Source organism: Streptomyces sp. NBC_00285 (assembly GCF_036174265.1).
Taxonomy (GTDB): domain Bacteria; phylum Actinomycetota; class Actinomycetes; order Streptomycetales; family Streptomycetaceae; genus Streptomyces.
Genome location: NZ_CP108055.1, coordinates 4,076,808 through 4,093,982 on the forward strand (window position 1 = coordinate 4,076,808; position 17,175 = coordinate 4,093,982).

Genomic DNA, 17,175 nt, shown 5'->3' on the forward strand with positions numbered 1-17,175 from the left:
GCCGCCCATGACCCACCCCCTGACCCGTGTCCGCGAACTGCCCCCGGTCCTGCCGGTGTTGGTGGTGATCGCTCTCCTCGCGCTGCCCATCGGCCCCGGCGGAGACGGCGGCGCGGGACCGGCCGACGCGGTCTCCGCGCTGGCGGTGCTGTACTGCGTGCTGCGGCTCCTGCGGGAGCGACGGCGCCCGCTGTCCGGCACGGCCGCCGTGCTGCTGGGGCTGCCGGTGATCGGGCTGGCCGTCGCCGCGATGGGCGCGTCCTCGGCGGGTGCCGGGCTGACCGGCATGGGCCGCTATCTGCAGATCTTCGTGCTGGTCCCGGCGGCCGTACTGCTGCTGATCCGCGGCCGGGGTGACTTCCGGCTGCTGGCCTGGGCGTTCGTGGGGCTCGCGCTGTGGCAGGGGACGGTCGGTGTCCACCAGTTCCTGACCGGGACCGGTGCCTCCTACCAGGGTGAGGAGATCCGGGCGGTCGGCACCTTCGGGGCGCAGGACGTGATGGGCATGGCAACCGTCGTGTCCTTCGGTCTGGTGTGCGCGGTGGGGCTGACTCTGGGACAGACTCCGGTACGGCACCGGGCTGTTGCCGCCGCTTGCGCTCTCGCGCTGCTGGTTCCCCTGGCGTTGTCCTTCAGCCGGGGCGCGTGGATCGCCACCGTGGTGACGATCGTCGTGCAGTTCATGCTGGCCGGTCTCGGGCGGGCGCTGAAGGTGGGGGCGGTGGTGGCCGCCCTGGGCGTGATCCTCGTCGGAGGCTTCGGGGTCGGTTCGGCGATGCTCCAGGAGCGGGTCGACAGCATCACGCAGGTCACCGACGCACCCGACCAGTCCGTCACCGACCGGTACACGATGTGGGCGGCGGCCGTCGGGATGTGGCGCGAACACCCGCTGAACGGCGTCGGATTGAAGGGCTTCCCGGAGCACCGGGACGCGCACGCCGCACTGTCGCTGTCCGCGGGCAGCGACACAGAGGGCGCGGGCTCCGGGTTCCGCAAGCAGCCGCTGCTGTCCCCGCACAACATGTATCTGCTGGTCCTCGCCGAACAGGGCCTGATCGGGCTGCTGGCGTTGGCGGGCGGCTGGCTGGCCCTGCTGGTGTGCGGTCTGCGCCGGCTGGTCCGGGTCCGCCGGGCGGGCCCGGGTCTCGACTGTGCGCTGGTCGCCTGCGGGCTGCTGGCCTGGCAGTTGACGGACTTCGCGTACGCCGACATCGGCGGGACCTCGACGGTGCTGACGGCGGTGTGCTTCGGGTTGGCGGCGTGGTGGGCGCTGGGCTCGGGCGACACCGAGGAGCCGGCCGGGCCCGAGGCCCCGGTACGCGAGCCGGCCGAGAAGGCCGCGGTCCGATGAGGGTGACGCGGCCACGGGCGTCCCGGGAGCCGCGGGCTTCGGGGCCGTCCGCGAACGGCCGCACCACCTCGACCTACGGAACCGTCCATGGCCGGGCCCCCGAAACCCCGCACGGACGAGCCCACGCGACCGCCCAGGGAGCCGGTGCCACCGCCACGGCCGCCCCCGCCGTTCCCCCCGCCCGCTCCGCCGATACCGAACTCGCCCCCGTCTCAAGGGGGTTCCTCGCCAAGGCCACCCTCGTCACCGCGGTGCTCTCCATCGCCGGCGCCCTCCTGGGGCTGCTCCGCGACCAGGCCCTGGCGCGGCTCTTCGGCGCCGGCAGCGAGACCGACGCGTTCCTCGTCGCGTGGACCGTGCCGGAGTTCGCGTCGACGCTGCTGATCGAGGACGGGCTGGCCTTCGTGCTGATCCCGGCGTTCAGTCTGGCGCTGGCGCGGCGGGCCCAGGGCGCTCCCGGCGACCCGGTCCGCTCGCTGGTCGCGACGACCCTGCCCCGCCTCTCGCTCGCCTTCGTCGCAGTGTCCGCGCTGATCGTCGGCACCGCCCCGCAGCTCGTCGAGGCTCTCGCGCCCGGCCTGCCCCACCCCGCGCTCGCCGTCGACTGCACCCGTCTGACCGCGCTGTGCGTGCTGGGCTTCGGACTCACCGGATACTTCAGCGCGGCCCTGCGCGCCCACCGCCGGTTCGTGGCACCGGCGGCGATCTACGTGGCGTACAACGCGGGCATCATCACGGCGATGTACGTCCTCGGCGGGCACTGGGGCGTGCGGTCCGCGGCGCTCGGGGTCGCGGTGGGCAGCGGACTGATGGCGTTGATCCAACTGCCCTCTTTCGTACGGCAGTTGTGTCGCCGACGAACCGTCCGGGCCGAGCTCGTCGAGAGCACCGAGCGCGCGGTGTCCGTATCCCTCGTCGCCACCGTGCTGCTCTTCGCGCTGTGCCGTCAGTCCCAGGTCCTCATCGAGCGTTTCCTCGCCTCCACCCTTCCCGCCGGCGCCATCTCGCACCTGAACTACGCGCAGAAGGTCGCCCAGATCCCGATGACCCTCTCGCTGATGCTGTGCACGGTCACCTTCCCCGTGGTCGCCCGCGCCCTGGCCGACGGTGACGTCGAGCGGGCCCGCACCCGAGTCGAGCGGGACCTGGCGCTCGCGGTCTGCGTGGTGCTGCTCGGCGCCGCCACGGTGATCGCCTGCGCTCCCCAGATCGTCGAACTCCTCTTCCAGCGGGGCGCGTTCACCGCCCGGGACTCCGCCGCCACCGCGGACGTCATGCGGGTGTACGCGCTCGGGCTGCTCGGTCAGACCGTGACCGGCTGCCTGGTGCGCTCCTACTTCTCCGCGGGCCGCCCCACCTGGTACCCGGTCTCCGCGATGGCCGCCGGGATCGTCGTGACCTCATGGGTCGGCGCCTGGACGGTCGGCCCCTGGGGTGTCCTCGGGATCGCCGCCGCCAACGCCTCCGGCATCACCGTCACGGCCGCCCTGCTGCTCGCCGGGATGCGTCGCCGCAGCGTCCCGATCCGCACCCGGCAGGTGCTCGCCGAGCTGAGCCGGCCGGTGCGGGCGGCCGTGGTCGCGACCCTGGCGGGCGCCTTCGTCGCGAGCCGGGCCGACTCCGCCCTGACCGGCCTGGTCACCGGCGCGGCGACCGTCCTCGTCGTCTTCTCCCTCCTCGCCCGGGCCCTCGGCTCCCAGGGCTTCGAACCCGTAGTCCGGTCCGTCCGCTCCGTCACACGAAGGCTCACTCATGGCCGCACCTCCTGAATCCACCCCGTGGATCGCGATGTACCACTCGGTGGGCGACTGCTCCGACGACCCCTACCGCATCACCGTCACGCCCGACCGCCTCGACCGTCAGCTGTCCTGGCTGCGCCGCCGCGGCCTGCGGGGCGTCTCCGTGTCCGAGCTGCTCGCCGCACCCAGCCGCACCGGCCTGGTGGGCCTCACCTTCGACGACGGGTACGCCGACTTCGTCGACGACGCCCTGCCCGTCCTCGCGCGTCACGACTGCGGCGCCACCCTCTTCGTGCTGCCCGGCAGGCTCGGCGGCGACAACGCCTGGGACCCGCTGGGCCCGCGCAAGCCGCTCCTCACCGCCGACGGCATCCGGACGGCGGCCCGGGCCGGCATCGAGATCGGCTCGCACGGGCTGGCCCACGTGGACCTGACGCAGGCTCAGGACATCGCGCTGCACAGCGAAGTGGCCGACAGCAGAAAGCTGTTGGAGGAGCTGACCGACTCCCCCGTCGCCGGCTTCTGCTACCCGTACGGCACCCTCGACCAGCGCGTCGTCGACGCCGTCAGGGAAGCCGGGTACACCTACGGCTGCGCCATCGACCCCGGTGAGATCAACAGTCCCCTCGCCCTGCCCCGCGTCCACATCGGGCAGAACGACACCGCCGTACGCCTCTTCCTCAAGTACCGGCTGCACCGGCTGCGCCGCCGCCCCGTCGAGGGGATCTGAGGTGAAGGCCCTCCATGTCATCACCGGGCTCGGCGTGGGCGGTGCCGAGCAGCAACTGCGGCTGCTGCTCGGGCATCTGCCGGTCGACTGCGAGGTCGTCACACTGACCAACCCGGGCCCGGTCGCCGACGGACTGATCGCCGACGGCGTGCGGGTGACGCACCTCGGGATGACCGGGAACCGGGACCTGGGCGCGCTGCCCCGCCTGGTCCGGCACATCCGGTCCGGCGGCTACGACCTGGTGCACACCCACCTCTACCGGGCCTGCGTCTACGGCCGTCTCGCCGCCCGGCTCGCGGGGGTCCGCGCGATCGTCGCCACCGAACACTCCCTGGGCGACTCGCAGATGGAGGGCCGCAGACTCACCAGAGGGGTGCGCGGGCTCTACCTCGCCAGCGAGCGCCTGGGCCGGTCCACGGTCGCCGTCTCCCCCACGGTCGCCGACCGGCTGCGCCGCTGGGGCGTGCCCGCACCCCGGATCGAGGTCGTCCCCAACGGCATCGACCTGGACCGCTTCCGCTTCGACCCGGCGAGCCGGCTGCGCACCCGGCGGCTCCTGGGCCTGCCCGAGACGGCGTACGTCATCGGCGGCGTCGGACGCCTCACCCCCGGCAAGCGCTTCGACATCCTGATCCGCGCACTTGTCGAACTCCCGGACATCTGCCGTCTGTTGCTGGTCGGCGGCGGCCCCGAGGAACACCTGCTGAGGCGTACCGCGCACCAGGCGGGCGTGGCCGACCGGGTCCTGTTCACCGGCGAACGCCCCTACGTCCCCGACGGCTCACCCGGCCCCGACCTGCCCTCGCTGACCTCGGCGATGGACCTGCTGGCCTCCCCCTCCCCCGAGGAGGCCTTCGGTCTCGCCGCGGTGGAGGCACTGGCGGCCGGGCTGCCGGTGCTCTACGCCTCCTGCCCGGCGATCGAGGACCTGCCGCCGGAGACGACGGGCGCGGCCCGCCAAGTCGCCTGCGACGCCCGCACGTTCGCCCGTGCCGTCGCGGCCACCCGCGCACAGGACTCCGGGCCTCGCACCGCACCCGACGCCGCCCACCACTACAGCATCACCCGCAGCGCCGCCCGGCTGATGAACGTCTACACGGCCGCCCTGGCCGCCCCTTCCGTGTCCCCGTCACCCCAGGGAGCAAGTTCCCCATGACCTCCTCGACCTCCACGACCGAGCGCCCCACCGGTCCTCGCCGCCCGGCCGCCCTGGCCCGCGCCAAGGCCCTCCCCTCCTGGTCGCTGATCGCGGCCGGCGTCCTCGCCGGCGGACTGCTCGGCGGCGCCTACGGCCTCGCCAAGCCGCCCGCGTACACGGCCACGGCGTACGTGGTCGCCGTACCGACCGAGAAGTCCGACTCGGCGTCCGCGCTGGGCTTCGCGCAGGCCTACGGCCGGGTCGCCACGCAGGTCGCGGTGCTCGGCGACGCCCAGGTGTGGGCCGGGGTGTCGGTGAAGACGCTGCAGTCGGGCGTGCAGGCGGCGACCTCGCCGGACGCGCCGATGGTCGCCATCACGGCAACCGCCGCCCGCCCCGACGTCGCCGCCGACATGGCCAACGCGGTCTCGCGCGCCCTGACCCGGCACGCGAACGACACCAAGAACGCCACCAATGTCGAGCTCCAGCAGTTCGCCCGCGCCACCAAGCCCACCGAACCGTCCTCGGCCTCCCCGGCGGTGACGGGTCTGGTCGGCGCGAGCGCGGGCGGGCTGCTCGGCGGCCTGGTGCTGCTGGCCCGGCCACGGCGGTCCGGGTCCGGCCGGGACCAGGGCCGCCCGGCATCGGTGCCCGCCCCGGCCATGGCCGCCGAAGCCCACGGACAGCTGTGACGTACACGACCCACCTCGTCACCGACGAGCAGACCTTCACCGAACTGGGCCCCGAGTGGGCCGAGTTGTACCGCCGGTGTGAGGCCGCGACCCCGTTCCAGAGCCACGCCTGGCTGCACTCCTGGTGGCTGTCGTACGGCCGGCCCGGGCGGCTGCGCCTGGTCCTGGTCCGGCACGGGGGTGAACTGGTCGCCGTCGCCCCGCTGATGCGGGTGGGCCGCCCGGTGCCGTCCCTCGTGCCGCTGGGCGGGGCGATCTCCGACTACGGGGACGTCCTGCTGGACGACGAGCGGGGCGAGGACGCGGTGGCCGCGCTCACCGAGGGCCTCGCCCGGGCCGCTCGCACCGCGCTGGTCGACTTCCGCGAGGTGCGCCCGGGCGGCGCGGCCGAGCGGATCTACGAGCACTGGAGCGGGCCCCGGCGCCGGGTCGGCGACTCGATGTGCCTGGAGCTGCCCGCCGTACCGATGGACGAGCTGGTCGCCCGGCTGCCGTCCGCGAAGGCCCAGCAGCGGGTGCGCGCCAAGCTGCGCAAGCTGACCTCGCTCGGGGTCGAGCGTCATGTCGTACGCCCGGACGAGGTGGACTCGGCGCTGCGGCGGCTCATCGAGTTGCACCAGCTCCAGTGGCAGGGCCGCAAGGTGACGTCGGAGCATCTGCGGCCGCGGTTCTGCGACCACCTGGTGCGTTCCGTCGGGCCGATGGTGCGTGCGGGGGACGCGGTGGTCACCGAGTTCCGGCTGGACGACGACGTGGTGGCCGTCGATCTGACACTGCTGTCGCGACGGCTGGCGGGCGGCTACCTGTACGGCGCGCATCCGCGGCTGCGGGAGCGGAAGGCGGACGTGGCGGTGATGCTGCTCGACGCGTGTACCGAACACACCCGTGAGGGCGGCCGCGGCACGCTGAGCCTGCTGCGCGGCAACGAGCCGTACAAGCAGCACTGGCGGCCCGAACCGGTGGTCAACCAAAGGCTGTTGCTGGCCCGGAACCACACGGCACCGCTGCTGTCCGCGGTCGTCTGTGACGTGGCCGCGCGGCGGCGGGGCAAGGAACTGCTGCTGCGCTGGAAGGAGCGGAGGGAACATGCCGGTGGCGGCAGGTCCTGAGAGGGCCTGCCGCCACCGGGTGGTGCGGCTAGCGGTTGCGCGAGAACCAGTCGAAGCGCAGGCACAGCTTCCCGCCGAGCCAGTACTCCACCCAGTCGCCCAGTTGCAGGGGCGAGCAGTTCGGCGGAGTCGTGGGCGTGGTGGGCGTGGTGGGCGGCTTCGTGGGTTCGGCGGGAGGTGTCGTGGGTGTCGTAGGAGTTGTGGGAGTTGTGGGTGTGGTCGGTTCACCGGTACGGCCGAACAGCACCGACCGGTAGACCTCGGACGACTTGGGGTTGGCCGAGCACTGCCACACGCCGTGCGGGCAGTAGTCGGTCAGCGTGTTGTACAGCGGCTTGTGCTCGTCCATCCAGCCGAGCATGCGCTTCATGTACTCGGCGTTGTCGCCGTTGCGGAAAAGCCCCCATTCGGGATACGAGATGGGCTTTCCGTGGGCCTTCGCGAAGTCCACGTGCGCCTGAAGGCCGTAGGGCTCCTTGATCTGCTCGTCGAAAGTGAGCCCCGACGGCTGGTCGTAGGAATCCATGCCGACGATGTCGACGGTGTCGTCACCCGGGTAGCACTGGGTCCACGGAACGGCGTCCCGGCCGCGCGTCGGGGTGAAGTCGAACTTGAATTTCTGGCCCGGTACCGACCGCATGGTGGTGACGATCCTGTTCCAGTACCTCTTCCAGGCCACCGGGTCCGGACCACAGCGATGGGTGTACGTGGTGCCGTTCATCTCCCAGCCGAGCACGATCACCGTGTCCGGCACCTTCAGCTCGACCAGGTGCTCGGCGAGGGCGCGGTAGTGCGCGTCGAACTGACCGGCCGCGCCCCGGCGCAGCAGGTAGCGGACCTCGGTGTCGGAGACGTTGTCCTCGTTGCGTTCCAGCATGGGGACGTTGAGGACGAGCATCCGGTCGGCGCGCTCGGTGCGCCAGTCCGCCCAGATGTCGAGGAAGCCCGGCCTGCCCTCGATGTTGCTCCAGCGGTCGCCGGGCAGGTAGGTGTGACCGACGCGCATGTCGGCGTTGCCCAGCCAGCGGCTGAGGTCGGCCATGCGGGAGATGCCGCGGGCGCCGTAGTCGAGGTAGGCGCCGAAGGCGGGGACGTCCTTGGGCGTGACCGGCGGCACGGGCTCCACAGGCTGGACGGGCTCCACCGGTGCGACGGTCCCCGGTGCGGGCGTCACTCCGGCCGGCATGGCAGGGGTCTGCGGGGGTTCGGGGACGGGCGTGACCGCGGCCGGAGCGGGAGGATCGGCGACCCGCACCACCCCCGCGGCGAACCCCGGACCCGACGCCAGGGCGGCCGACGCGGCCACTGTCACCGCGATGAACGCCAGCCGTCCGGTACGAGTCCGTCGTTGCTGTGAGTCCATTCCTGCTCCTTTCCTCACTCTCGCGCTTATCCGATAACTGACACTCAGTCATATCAATATGAATTCCGCCACCGCGCTTACGGCTTTCGAGTGGCGCCATGGTCCGCACGAGTGAACCGACCCGAAGGAATAGCCCGTGTCGCTGTTCGACACCCGAGTCCCCGCCGTGCTGCTGCGGATCGACCGGAATCCCTTTCACCACGGCACGCTGGGTGCCGTGCGCTCGCTCGGCAGGGCGGGCGTGGACGTGCATGTGGTCGCCGACTGCACGGGGAGTCCGGTCGGGGGCTCCCGCTTCGTACGGCAGCTGCATCCGCCGCCGCCCCCGGGCGCCTCGGCGGGTGACATCGCCGCCGTGCTGCGCCGGGTGGCCGCCCGGATCCCGCACCCCGCCGTGCTGATCCCCATGGACGACGCGAGCGCCGTCGCGGTGGGTGCTCTGCGCGAGGAGCTGGCCCCCTCCTATCTGCTGCCGCAGCAACCCGGGGCGCTGGCCGAGCGGGTGGCGGACAAGGCGGAACTGGCCGAGGTGTGCGCGGCGGTGGGGGTGCCGCACCCGGTGACGCTGGTCCCGGAGAGCGCCGAGCAGGCGTCCGCGATGGCCTGGCGGCTGGGGCTGCCGGTGGTCGCCAAGTGGAGCCGGCCCTGGCTGCTGCCGACGGAGGGCGGGCTGCGCAGCACGGTGGTGGTGCAGTCCCCGCAGCAGGCCCGCGAGCTGTATCGGCGCTCGGCGGAGGCGGGCAGCCGGCTGCTGCTCCAGGAGTTCCTGCCGCCGGGCCCGGACGGCGACTGGTTCTTCCACGGGTACGCCGACCGCTCCGGCACGATGCGCGCGGGCGGCTCCGGCGTCAAGGAACAGTCCTGGCCGCGCGGCGCCGGCCTGACCGCGGTGGGCCACTGGCGGTCCAACCCGCGGGTGCGGGCGCTCGCCGAACGGCTGGCCGGCGCGCTCGGCTACCGCGGCATCCTCGACCTCGACTTCCGGCGCTGCGGCACCACGGGGGACTACCACCTGCTGGACTTCAACCCGCGGCCCGGCGCCCAGTTCCGGCTCTTCGCCGACTCCGCGGGCCTCGACGTCGTACGCGCGCTGCACCTGGACCTGACGCACCGGGCGCTGCCGGACGGGGTGCCGCTGCCGGGGCGGGCGTTCGTCGTGGAGAACTACGCGCCGCTCACCGCACTGCGCCCGGCATCCGGCGGACGGGAGTTCGCGTGGCACGCGGCGGACGACCGGGGACCCGGGTGGGCGATGTGGACGCTGTGGGGCCGCCATGTGTCCCGGCGCCTGCTCGACCGGGCGCGCCGACTGTGCGCGCGGCGCGGGCACGGGGACGCCGCGCACGTGGTCCGCCAGGCGGCCGCCCCCGTGGCGTCCCTCACCGACCTCACCGACCTGACCGGTCCGACCGGTCTCTCCGATCTGCCGGGCGACGAGAAAGCGAGCAGCTGCTGATGTATGACCTGCTGGTGGTGGGCGCGGGCCCGTACGGGCTGTCGATCGCGTCCCACGCGGCGGCCGCCGGACTGCGTTTGAAGGTCTTCGGCCGGCCCATGGCGTCCTGGCGCGACCACATGCCCCGCGGCATGTTCCTCAAGTCGGAACCGTGGGCGTCCAACCTCTCCTCCCCGCAGGGGCGTTGGACCCTGGAGCGGTACTGCGCGGGCCAGGGTGTCTCGGCCCGGCACGGGGAGCCGATCCCGGTGGAGATGTTCGCCGCGTACGGACTGTGGTTCGCCCGCAACGCCGTGCCCGAGGTGGACGAGCGCACGGTGACCCGGGTGTCGCCCTGCCCGGGCGGCTTCGAGACCGTCACCGAGGACGGCGAGGTCCTGCACGCGCGCACGGTCGCTTTGGCCGTCGGGGTCATGCCGTTCGTCGAAGTCCCCGGTGCCCTGCGCGAGTTGGACCCCGCGTTGGTCTCGCACAGCAGTCACCACAGCGCGCTCGACCGCTTCCGCGGCGGGGACGTCACGGTGATCGGCGGCGGTCAGGCCGCCCTGGAGACGGCCGCGCTGCTCGCCGAACAGGGCACGCACACCCGGGTGTTGGCCCGCGCGGCCCGACTGACCTGGAACGACGTGCCGCCGCCCTGGGAGCGCCCCTGGTGGCGGTCGGCCCGCTCCCCGCACAGCGGCCTCGGCTGCGGCTGGCGCAACTGGTTCTACGCCGAGCGCCCCGGCCTCTTCCACCGTCTCCCCGAGACGACCCGGGCCCGGATCGCGGGCACCGCGCTGGGGCCCGCTGGTGCCTGGTGGGTGCGTGACCGGGTGGAGGGCAGTGTCGAGCTGCTGCTCGGTCAGGAGGTCTCGGCGGCCCGCGCGGTGGCGGGGGGCGTACGGCTGGACGTACGGGACCGGGCCGGTACGGTGCGCCCGCTGGAGACCGAGCACGTCATCGCGGCAACGGGGTTCACCGCAACCCGCGAGCGGCTGGAACTCCTGTCGGAGGAACTGCGCGGGGGCCTAGCCGCGGGGGCCGACGGGGCGCCGGAGATCGGGCGGGACTTCGAGTCGTCGCACCCCGGGCTCTTCATGGCCGGTCTGGTGACGGCGTCGGGGTACGGCCCGGCGATGCGCTTCGTGCACGGGGCGACGTACACGGCGGGAGCGCTGGTGCGGGGAGTGCGAAGGCGACTGGACAAGGGGACACCGTCCGTCGGGGCGGTCCGGGTGCCGGAGAGCCGGGACGGGCGGGGTGCGGTGGACGCGGTGCGCCGCTGAGGGCGCACAGAGCGGGCGCGGGTGCCGGGCGGTTGGACGCGCCCGGCACCCGGCGCGGTCCTACCGACGGGACGCGGCTCTGCCTCGTCGGTACAGGACGGCCCCGGCCACGATCATCGCGGCACTGACACCCGAGGCACCCAACAGGGCCTCACCACTGCTGCCGGTGTGGGGCAGCTGCGGCGGTGTCGTGGGCGGTGTCGTGGGCGGCCCCGTCGGCGGACCCGTGGGAGGGGACGTCGGGGGCGAGGTGGGCGGACCCGTCGGAGGCCAGCTCGGCGGACCCGTGGGCGGCGAAGTCGGCGGCTTCGTCGGCGGAGTGCTGGGCGGACCCGTGGGAGGCGACGTGGGAGGCCCGGTCGGCGGCTTCGTCGGCGGCGTGGTCGTCGGGGGCGACGTGGGTGGCCCGGTCGGCGGCTTCGTCGGCGGCGTGGTCGTGGGCGGCCCCGTCGGCGGACCCGTGGGAGGGGACGTCGGGGGCCCCGTCGGGGGCGTGGTGGGCGGACCCGTCGGGGGCCAGCTCGGCGGACCGGTCGGCGGACCCGTGGGCGGCGAAGTCGGCGGCTTCGTCGGCGGAGTGGTGGTGGGCGGCGACGTGGGAGGCCCGGTCGGCGGCTTCGTCGGCGGGGTCGTCTCCTCGCCGCATTCCTCGCCGTGGCCGCCGTAACCGGCGTCGCTGTCGCAGTCTTCGCCGCCGTAGCCTTGATCGTCGCCGTAGCCGTGGCCGTGGGAGCCGTGGCGGCCGTGCGATCCGCCCTTGTGCGAGGCCGGGCCGTTCGCGCAGGAGTTGCCGAAGGCCGGGTCGAGCGCGGCGATCACGTCCACGGAGTCGCCGCAGGCGTTGACCGGCACCTCCAGCGGCGCCTGCACGGTGTTGCCGGACAGCGCGCCCGGCGAGTCCTTGGCTGCCCCGCCCGCATGCGAGCCGGCGATCGCGGGGCTGCCGCACAGGGACAGAATGCTCGTCGCGGCTGCGGCCGCGACCATTCCCTTACTCAGGGTCTGGCGCAATCTCGTTGTCTTCCTGCTTGAAGAAGTGGGAAAGGCCGGCCCCGAACGAATGGAAGACGTCCGGGGCCGGCCGTGCACAGCCGGGCGGCTGTGATGCGTTACGTCGTCAGTCGTTGACGCAGGCGTTGCCGAACGCCGGGTTCAGCAGGGCGATGACGTTCACGGTGTTGCCGCACACGTTGACGGGCACGTGAACGGGAACCTGAACGACGTTGCCCGAGAGGACACCGGGGGAACCGATGGCGGCACCCTCGGCGCCGGCGTCGGCGAAGGCCGGGGCGGCCATGCCGAGGGCCATGATTGCGCCCGCGACGACAGCAGCGGTCTTCTTCATGAGATTTCCCTTCTCTGCGGTCATGCCTCTATGACGGTCGAAACCGAGCGAGCACAGTCGGAACGGCTCGCACCATGACCTGCAGGCTGTAGAACGAGGGATAGACAGCGGAAGAAACTGCGGAACGTGTGTTGCCGGGTAATTCACTCGAACGCCTTGGATGAAACGCGTCATACGAGTATTCGCAATGGAGATTGACGGTGTATCAGCACAAAAAAATCGCCCGGGCGTTCACCCGGGCGATTTCTTGACGACTGATCAGCTGCCGTTGGCACCATTGCCGGACAGGGCGGAGATGTCGTCCAGGATGTGCGAGGCCGGCTCGTCATCCTTGGCCTGGGTGGAGTTCTCGGCGCACTGCTGGTTCTGCGGGGCCGACAGGACCGGTACGTCCTGGGCCACACCGACGGCGGCGAGGACACCGACGATGCCCTGGAGGTTCGCCTTCGCGGGCAGGCCGACGCAGAGCTTGTTGACCGAGCTCTGGACCAGCGTGGCCTGCGGGCTCATGTTGCCCTTGGTCATCTGGTTGCCGAACGCGCTGTGGGCACCGTTGCCACTGGCGGACGTGGTGCCGTTGTCGTTGCCGATGGCGAGCGCCTGCGGGGCGGCCGTCGCCGTGACACCGACGACGGCCGCGGCTACCGCCGCCGTGGCCATTGCCTTCTTCAGCATTTCGCTTCCTTTCCTGAGGCACGGGACACACCGTCCTGCGTCCGCATCAACCGGTAACGGCTCGATTGGTTTCGACGCGTCACCCGAACGGCCCGCACGCGGTATGGAGTCGACAAAAGTCGCCTGTGGGCCATCGGAGTGAACAGCAGCAACCAAGCGGGCCCGCGGCAGTTGACCAGAGCGCTCCGGTGGACGGGGTTTCTCCAGAAAAGGACTACTCACGTGATCAAGAAGGTTTTGGCTTCGGCCGCTGTCGCCGCGGCCGTCGTCGGTGCCGCCTCCCCCGCCATGGCCATCGGCAACGACACGGGCACCACGTCGGCCAGCGGCAACGGGGCTTCGCAGTCGTTCGGCAACTCCGCCACCTACGGCAACATGAGCCCGCAGATGGCCCTCATCCAGGGCTCGCTCAACAAGCCCTGCATCGGCCTGCCCGCGAAGGCGAACCTGCAGGGCATCGTCGGCGTCGCCGCCGTCGGTGTGCTCCAGGACGTGCCGATCCTGTCGGCCCCGCAGAACCAGCAGTGTGTCGAGAACTCCACCCAGGCCAAGGGCGACGAGCCGCTGTCGCACATCCTGGACGACATCTCGGCCCTGTCCGGCAACGGCGCCAACGGCAGCTGAGCTGTCGCTCACCGTGGGCCGATGAGCCCTGGGGCTGGTTTCTGAGCCCCCGTCAGCGGGCCGCCGTATCAATGGCGGCCCGCTGGCTTATTTTGCGTCGCGTGACGATGAAGAGACCCCTTGCCTCGGTCGTCCTGGCGACCTCCGCCCTGCTGCTGTCGGGCGCCGCTCTCCCCGGCCGGACCGCCCCCGCTCCGCACGGCACGAACATCCTGCTGATGGGCACGGACGGCCGGGACACCATCACCGCCGCCGAGAAGCGCGAGTTCCACGCGGGCGGCTTCGCCTGTGACTGCACGGACGTCCTGATGGTGGTCCACGTGTCGGCCCGCCGGGACCGCGTGAGCGTCGTCGCCCTGCCACGGGACTCCTACGCCGACATCCCGCCCCACCGCGACGACGCCACCGGCGCGAAACGCCCGGCACGCCCTTCGAAGATCAACGGCGCGTACGCCGAGGGCGGGCCCAGGCTCACCGTAGCCACCGTCGAGTCGATGACCGGGATGGACTTCGACCACTATCTCCAGGTGGACTTCCGGCGTTTCATCGACGCCGTGAACGAGGTCGGCGGTGTCGAGGTGTGCACCGCGCGTCCTCTCAGGGACCCGGCCACCAGGCTCGATCTGTTGCCGGGCAGACACCGGCTCGGCGGCGGGCAGGCGCTGCAATACGTCCGCTCCCGGAAGGTGGACCGGGCTGCCGACCTCGGGCGGATCCAGCGTCAGCAGCGGTTCCTGGTACAGGCGCTGCGCGGGCTGCAGGGCAAGCACCTGCTGACCGACCCGGTGGCGGCGGCCGGCCTGGTGCGCACCCTCCTCGGGTCCGGGCATGTCGACCAGGGCTTCGGCGCCCGGGATCTGATGGAGCTGGCGGCCGCGCTGCACAAGGTGCCGGCGAGGAACACCGAGTTCGCGACGGTGCCGGTCGCCGGATTCAACCCGACCCGGCCGGACATCGGTTCGACGCTGGCCTGGGACCGGAGGAAGGCGGACGCGATGTTCACGAAGCTGCGCGAGGACCGGCCGCTGCTGAAGGCGGGCGCACATCCCAAGCCGTACGACCCACCGCGCATGACACGTTCCGTCACCGTGCGCGGGAGTGCTTTCGCCTGTGACTGAGGGGCGCTCATGAGACCTGTGTGCGCGCTGGGCCAATCGGGGCAAAGAGCGCAACCCCGACCGGGGTTCGCGCGTTGACGATCATGCAGCTCCTCCCCGGAGTCCGCATTTCGAAAGGGAATGAACATGAAGAAGCTGTGGGCAACCGCCGCTGTCGCCGCCTCCGTCGCCGGTATCGCCGGAGCGGCCGCTCCTCAGGCGCTTGCCATCGGTAACGACCACGGCACCACGTCCGCCAGCGGCAACGGTGCCTCGCAGGAGTTCGGCAACTCGGCCACCTTCGGCGACATGAGCCCGCAGCTCTCGCTGGTCCAGGGTTCGCTGAACAAGCCCTGTGTCGGCCTGCCGGCCAAGCTGAACCTGCAGGGCCTCGTCGGCGTCGCCGCCGTCGGTGTGCTCCAGGACGTGCCGGTCCTCTCGGCCCCGCAGAACCAGCAGTGTGTCGAGAACTCCACCCAGGCCAAGGGCGACGAGCCGCTGTCGCACATCCTGGACGACATCTCGGCCCTGTCCGGCAACGGCGCCAACGGCAGCTGAGCCTCGGTTCCTCCGCGACGGCGGGTCACCGGTCCTCCGGTGGCCCGCCGTTTCGCGTGCCCTCGGGCCGAAGGGGGCCCTCACTTGCGGTAGATGGCCTCGATCTCCTCCGCGTACGCCGCCGTCACCGTGTGCCGCTTGACCTTCAGGGACGGCGTGAGCATGCCGTTGTCCTCGGTGAACTCCCCCTCGACCAGTCGGAAGGCGCGGATCGACTCGGCGCGGGAGACGGCCGCGTTGGCGTGGTCGATGGCCTGCTGGATGTCCGCGCGCAGCCGTTCGTCCCGGACCAGCTCGGTGTGCGGGGTGTCGGCGGGCAGTCCCCTCACCGACAGCCAGTGGGCCATCGCCTCGGGGTCGAGGGCGATCAGGGCGGCGACGAAGGGGCGGTTGTCGCCGACGACCAGGCACTGACCGACGGGGGCCCGGCTGCGCAGGCGGTCCTCCAGGACGGCCGGGGAGACGTTCTTGCCGCCCGAGGTGACGAGGATGTCCTTCTTGCGGCCGGTGATGGTGAGATAGCCGTCCTCGTCGAGTGCTCCGAGGTCGCCGGAGGCGAACCAGTCGTCCTTCAGGACGGCGTCGGTGGCCTGCGGGTTGTTCCAGTAGGCGCCGAAGACGACGCCGCCCTTGATGAGGACCTCGCCGTCGTCGGCGATGCGGATCGCGGTGCCGGGGACGGGCTGCCCGACCGTGCCGGGGCGTGGGCCGAGGGGCGGGACGACGGTGGCGGCGGCGCTGGTCTCGGTGAGGCCGTAGCCCTCGTAGATGATGATCCCGGCCGCGGAGAAGAACAGGTTGAGGTCGCGGTCCAGGGGTGAGCCGCCGCTGATGGCGTAGCGCATGCGGCCGCCGAGTTCGGCCCGGACCCGGCGGTAGACCAGCAGGTCGTACAGGGCCCAGGCGGCGTAGAGGCCGGGGCCCGGGCCCTTGCCGGTCTCCAGGAACTTGTTCAGGTACGCCTCGCCGAAGCGGACGCCGACGCGGTGGGCGCGGTCGAAGGAGGCGGCGCGGCCCAGCTTCTCGGCGGTGGCGCGGCCGGTGGCGTGGATCTTCTCGAAGAGGTACGGGACGCCGACGACGAAGGTCGGGCGGAACTCCTTGAGCGCGGGGCGCAGTTCCTCGGGCTTGATGCTCGGGAAGTGGCCGGTCTCGATGCGGGCCATCAGACAGGCGATCTGGAGCGTGCGGCCCATGATGTGGGCGAGCGGGAGGAAGAGAAGGGTCGAGGCGACCTGGTCGGTGACGGCCTCGAAGACGGGGTGGAGCAGTTCGACGGTGTTGGCGGCCTCGGTGTGCAGGTTGGCGTGGGTGAGGACGCAGCCCTTGGGCCGGCCGGTGGTGCCGGAGGTGTAGCAGATCGTGGCGATGGTGTCGGGGACCAGGGCGGCGCGGCGCTTGGTGACCTCCTCGTCGGGCAGGTCGTGGCCGAGGGCGATGAGGCCGGTGAGTTCTCCGGCGTCCAGCTGCCAGGAGTGGGGTGACTCCTCGTGGCCTGCCGTACCGACGGCGACCGTGTCCGCGTTCTCGGCGCTCTCCACGATGATGTGCCGGGCACCGGAGTCGCGGACGATCCATTCCACCTGCTCGGCGGAGGAGGTGGCGTAGACGGGGACGGTCTGGCCGCCGGCCGCCCAGATCGCGAAGTCCAGGACCGTCCATTCGTAGCGGGTGCGGGACATCACGGCGACGCGGCCGCCCGGTTCGACACCGGCGGCGATCAGCCCCTTGGCCACGGCGGTGACTTCGCGGGCGAACTCCCGGGCGGTGACCGGGCGCCAGCCGTCCTCCTCCTGGCGGCGCAGGATCACGGCGTCGGGGGTCTCGGCCGCGTTGGTGAACGGGAGGTCCGCGATGCTTCCGGTGGTCAGAGGCCGGGCGAGGGCCGGGGTCCGGGCCTCGCGTACGGTGCCGGCGGCGTCCTTGACGACCTCGACCCTGGAGCGACTCGCCAGGTCGGTGCGCTGTTTCGCCCGTTTCAGATCCTTGCGCACGCCCATGCCGGCTCCCCGATCCGCTCTGACTGGGTG

At 72.1% G+C, this 17,175-nt stretch carries 17 protein-coding genes and 1 pseudogene; 11 read left to right on the plus strand and 7 right to left on the minus strand.

What is annotated here, in order from left to right:
* Window positions 1–7 precede the first annotated feature (7 nt).
* Genes OHT57_RS18835 through OHT57_RS18860 form a run of 6 tightly spaced genes read left to right on the plus strand, consistent with a single transcriptional unit; the run spans window position 8 to window position 6,759 of the window.
* Complete coding sequence (locus tag OHT57_RS18835; protein WP_328747601.1) at window positions 8–1,351, plus strand: O-antigen ligase family protein; 1,344 nt, start codon at window positions 8–10, stop codon at window positions 1,349–1,351.
* Entirely contained in the window at window positions 1,348–3,120 is a 1,773-nt protein-coding gene (murJ, locus tag OHT57_RS18840) for a murein biosynthesis integral membrane protein MurJ (protein ID WP_328747602.1), read from the plus strand. Before OHT57_RS18835 ends, murJ begins: the two co-directional genes overlap by 4 nt.
* Complete coding sequence (locus OHT57_RS18845) at window positions 3,104–3,820, plus strand: polysaccharide deacetylase family protein (protein ID WP_328747603.1); 717 nt, start codon at window positions 3,104–3,106, stop codon at window positions 3,818–3,820. The genes murJ and OHT57_RS18845 overlap by 17 nt, the downstream gene beginning before the upstream one ends.
* A 1-nt stretch (window position 3,821) precedes the next feature.
* Window positions 3,822–4,976 (plus strand): glycosyltransferase, encoded by a 1,155-nt coding sequence (locus tag OHT57_RS18850; protein WP_328747604.1) that lies wholly within the window; start codon window positions 3,822–3,824, stop codon window positions 4,974–4,976.
* Window positions 4,973–5,650: a lipopolysaccharide biosynthesis protein gene (locus OHT57_RS18855; RefSeq protein WP_328747605.1), complete on the plus strand. Its 678-nt coding sequence runs from the start codon at window positions 4,973–4,975 to the stop codon at window positions 5,648–5,650. Before OHT57_RS18850 ends, OHT57_RS18855 begins: the two co-directional genes overlap by 4 nt.
* Window positions 5,647–6,759 (plus strand): GNAT family N-acetyltransferase, encoded by a 1,113-nt coding sequence (locus OHT57_RS18860; protein ID WP_328747606.1) that lies wholly within the window; start codon window positions 5,647–5,649, stop codon window positions 6,757–6,759. Before OHT57_RS18855 ends, OHT57_RS18860 begins: the two co-directional genes overlap by 4 nt.
* A gap of 28 nt (window positions 6,760–6,787) precedes the next feature.
* Here OHT57_RS18860 and OHT57_RS18865 read toward each other — a convergent pair whose 3' ends face one another.
* Window positions 6,788–8,122, minus strand: a complete 1,335-nt coding sequence (locus OHT57_RS18865; RefSeq protein ID WP_328747607.1) for a glycoside hydrolase family 26 protein — start codon at window positions 8,120–8,122, stop codon at window positions 6,788–6,790.
* 136 nt (window positions 8,123–8,258) lie between these two features.
* Here OHT57_RS18865 and OHT57_RS18870 point away from each other — a divergent pair, with 136 nt between their 5' ends.
* On the plus strand, window positions 8,259–9,578 hold the full coding sequence (locus tag OHT57_RS18870; RefSeq protein WP_328747608.1) for a carboxylate--amine ligase: 1,320 nt from the start codon (window positions 8,259–8,261) through the stop codon (window positions 9,576–9,578).
* Window positions 9,578–10,846: an FAD-dependent oxidoreductase gene (locus OHT57_RS18875; protein WP_328747609.1), complete on the plus strand. Its 1,269-nt coding sequence runs from the start codon at window positions 9,578–9,580 to the stop codon at window positions 10,844–10,846. The genes OHT57_RS18870 and OHT57_RS18875 overlap by 1 nt, the downstream gene beginning before the upstream one ends.
* Window positions 10,847–10,906: 60 nt before the next feature.
* Here OHT57_RS18875 and OHT57_RS18880 read toward each other — a convergent pair whose 3' ends face one another.
* The 5 genes and pseudogenes from OHT57_RS18880 to OHT57_RS18900 all read right to left on the minus strand — a co-directional run bounded on the left by OHT57_RS18880 (window position 10,907) and on the right by OHT57_RS18900 (window position 12,866).
* Entirely contained in the window at window positions 10,907–10,990 is an 84-nt protein-coding gene (locus OHT57_RS18880; protein WP_328753243.1) for a hypothetical protein, read from the minus strand.
* Window positions 10,991–10,997: 7 nt separating this feature from the next.
* Window positions 10,998–11,492, minus strand: a complete 495-nt coding sequence (locus OHT57_RS18885; RefSeq protein ID WP_328753539.1) for a hypothetical protein — start codon at window positions 11,490–11,492, stop codon at window positions 10,998–11,000.
* A 188-nt stretch (window positions 11,493–11,680) separates the two neighbouring features.
* Window positions 11,681–11,833: pseudogene (locus OHT57_RS18890) on the minus strand (chaplin); the annotation flags it as partial.
* 130 nt (window positions 11,834–11,963) lie between these two features.
* Window positions 11,964–12,191, minus strand: coding sequence for a chaplin ChpD (gene chpD, locus OHT57_RS18895; protein ID WP_328753244.1), 228 nt, complete (start codon window positions 12,189–12,191; stop codon window positions 11,964–11,966).
* 258 nt (window positions 12,192–12,449) lie between these two features.
* On the minus strand, window positions 12,450–12,866 hold the full coding sequence (locus OHT57_RS18900) for a rodlin (RefSeq protein WP_328747610.1): 417 nt from the start codon (window positions 12,864–12,866) through the stop codon (window positions 12,450–12,452).
* A gap of 222 nt (window positions 12,867–13,088) precedes the next feature.
* Between OHT57_RS18900 and OHT57_RS18905 the strand changes: the two genes are divergently transcribed.
* The 3 genes from OHT57_RS18905 (at window position 13,089) to OHT57_RS18915 (ending at window position 15,145) form a co-directional block, all read left to right on the plus strand.
* Window positions 13,089–13,490: a rodlin gene (locus tag OHT57_RS18905; protein ID WP_328747611.1), complete on the plus strand. Its 402-nt coding sequence runs from the start codon at window positions 13,089–13,091 to the stop codon at window positions 13,488–13,490.
* Window positions 13,491–13,597: 107 nt separating this feature from the next.
* Entirely contained in the window at window positions 13,598–14,608 is a 1,011-nt protein-coding gene (locus tag OHT57_RS18910) for an LCP family protein (protein ID WP_328753245.1), read from the plus strand.
* 126 nt (window positions 14,609–14,734) lie between these two features.
* Window positions 14,735–15,145: a rodlin gene (locus tag OHT57_RS18915; protein ID WP_328747612.1), complete on the plus strand. Its 411-nt coding sequence runs from the start codon at window positions 14,735–14,737 to the stop codon at window positions 15,143–15,145.
* 80 nt (window positions 15,146–15,225) lie between these two features.
* Here OHT57_RS18915 and OHT57_RS18920 read toward each other — a convergent pair whose 3' ends face one another.
* Window positions 15,226–17,145: an AMP-dependent synthetase/ligase gene (locus tag OHT57_RS18920; protein ID WP_328747613.1), complete on the minus strand. Its 1,920-nt coding sequence runs from the start codon at window positions 17,143–17,145 to the stop codon at window positions 15,226–15,228.
* Window positions 17,146–17,175 lie beyond the last annotated feature (30 nt).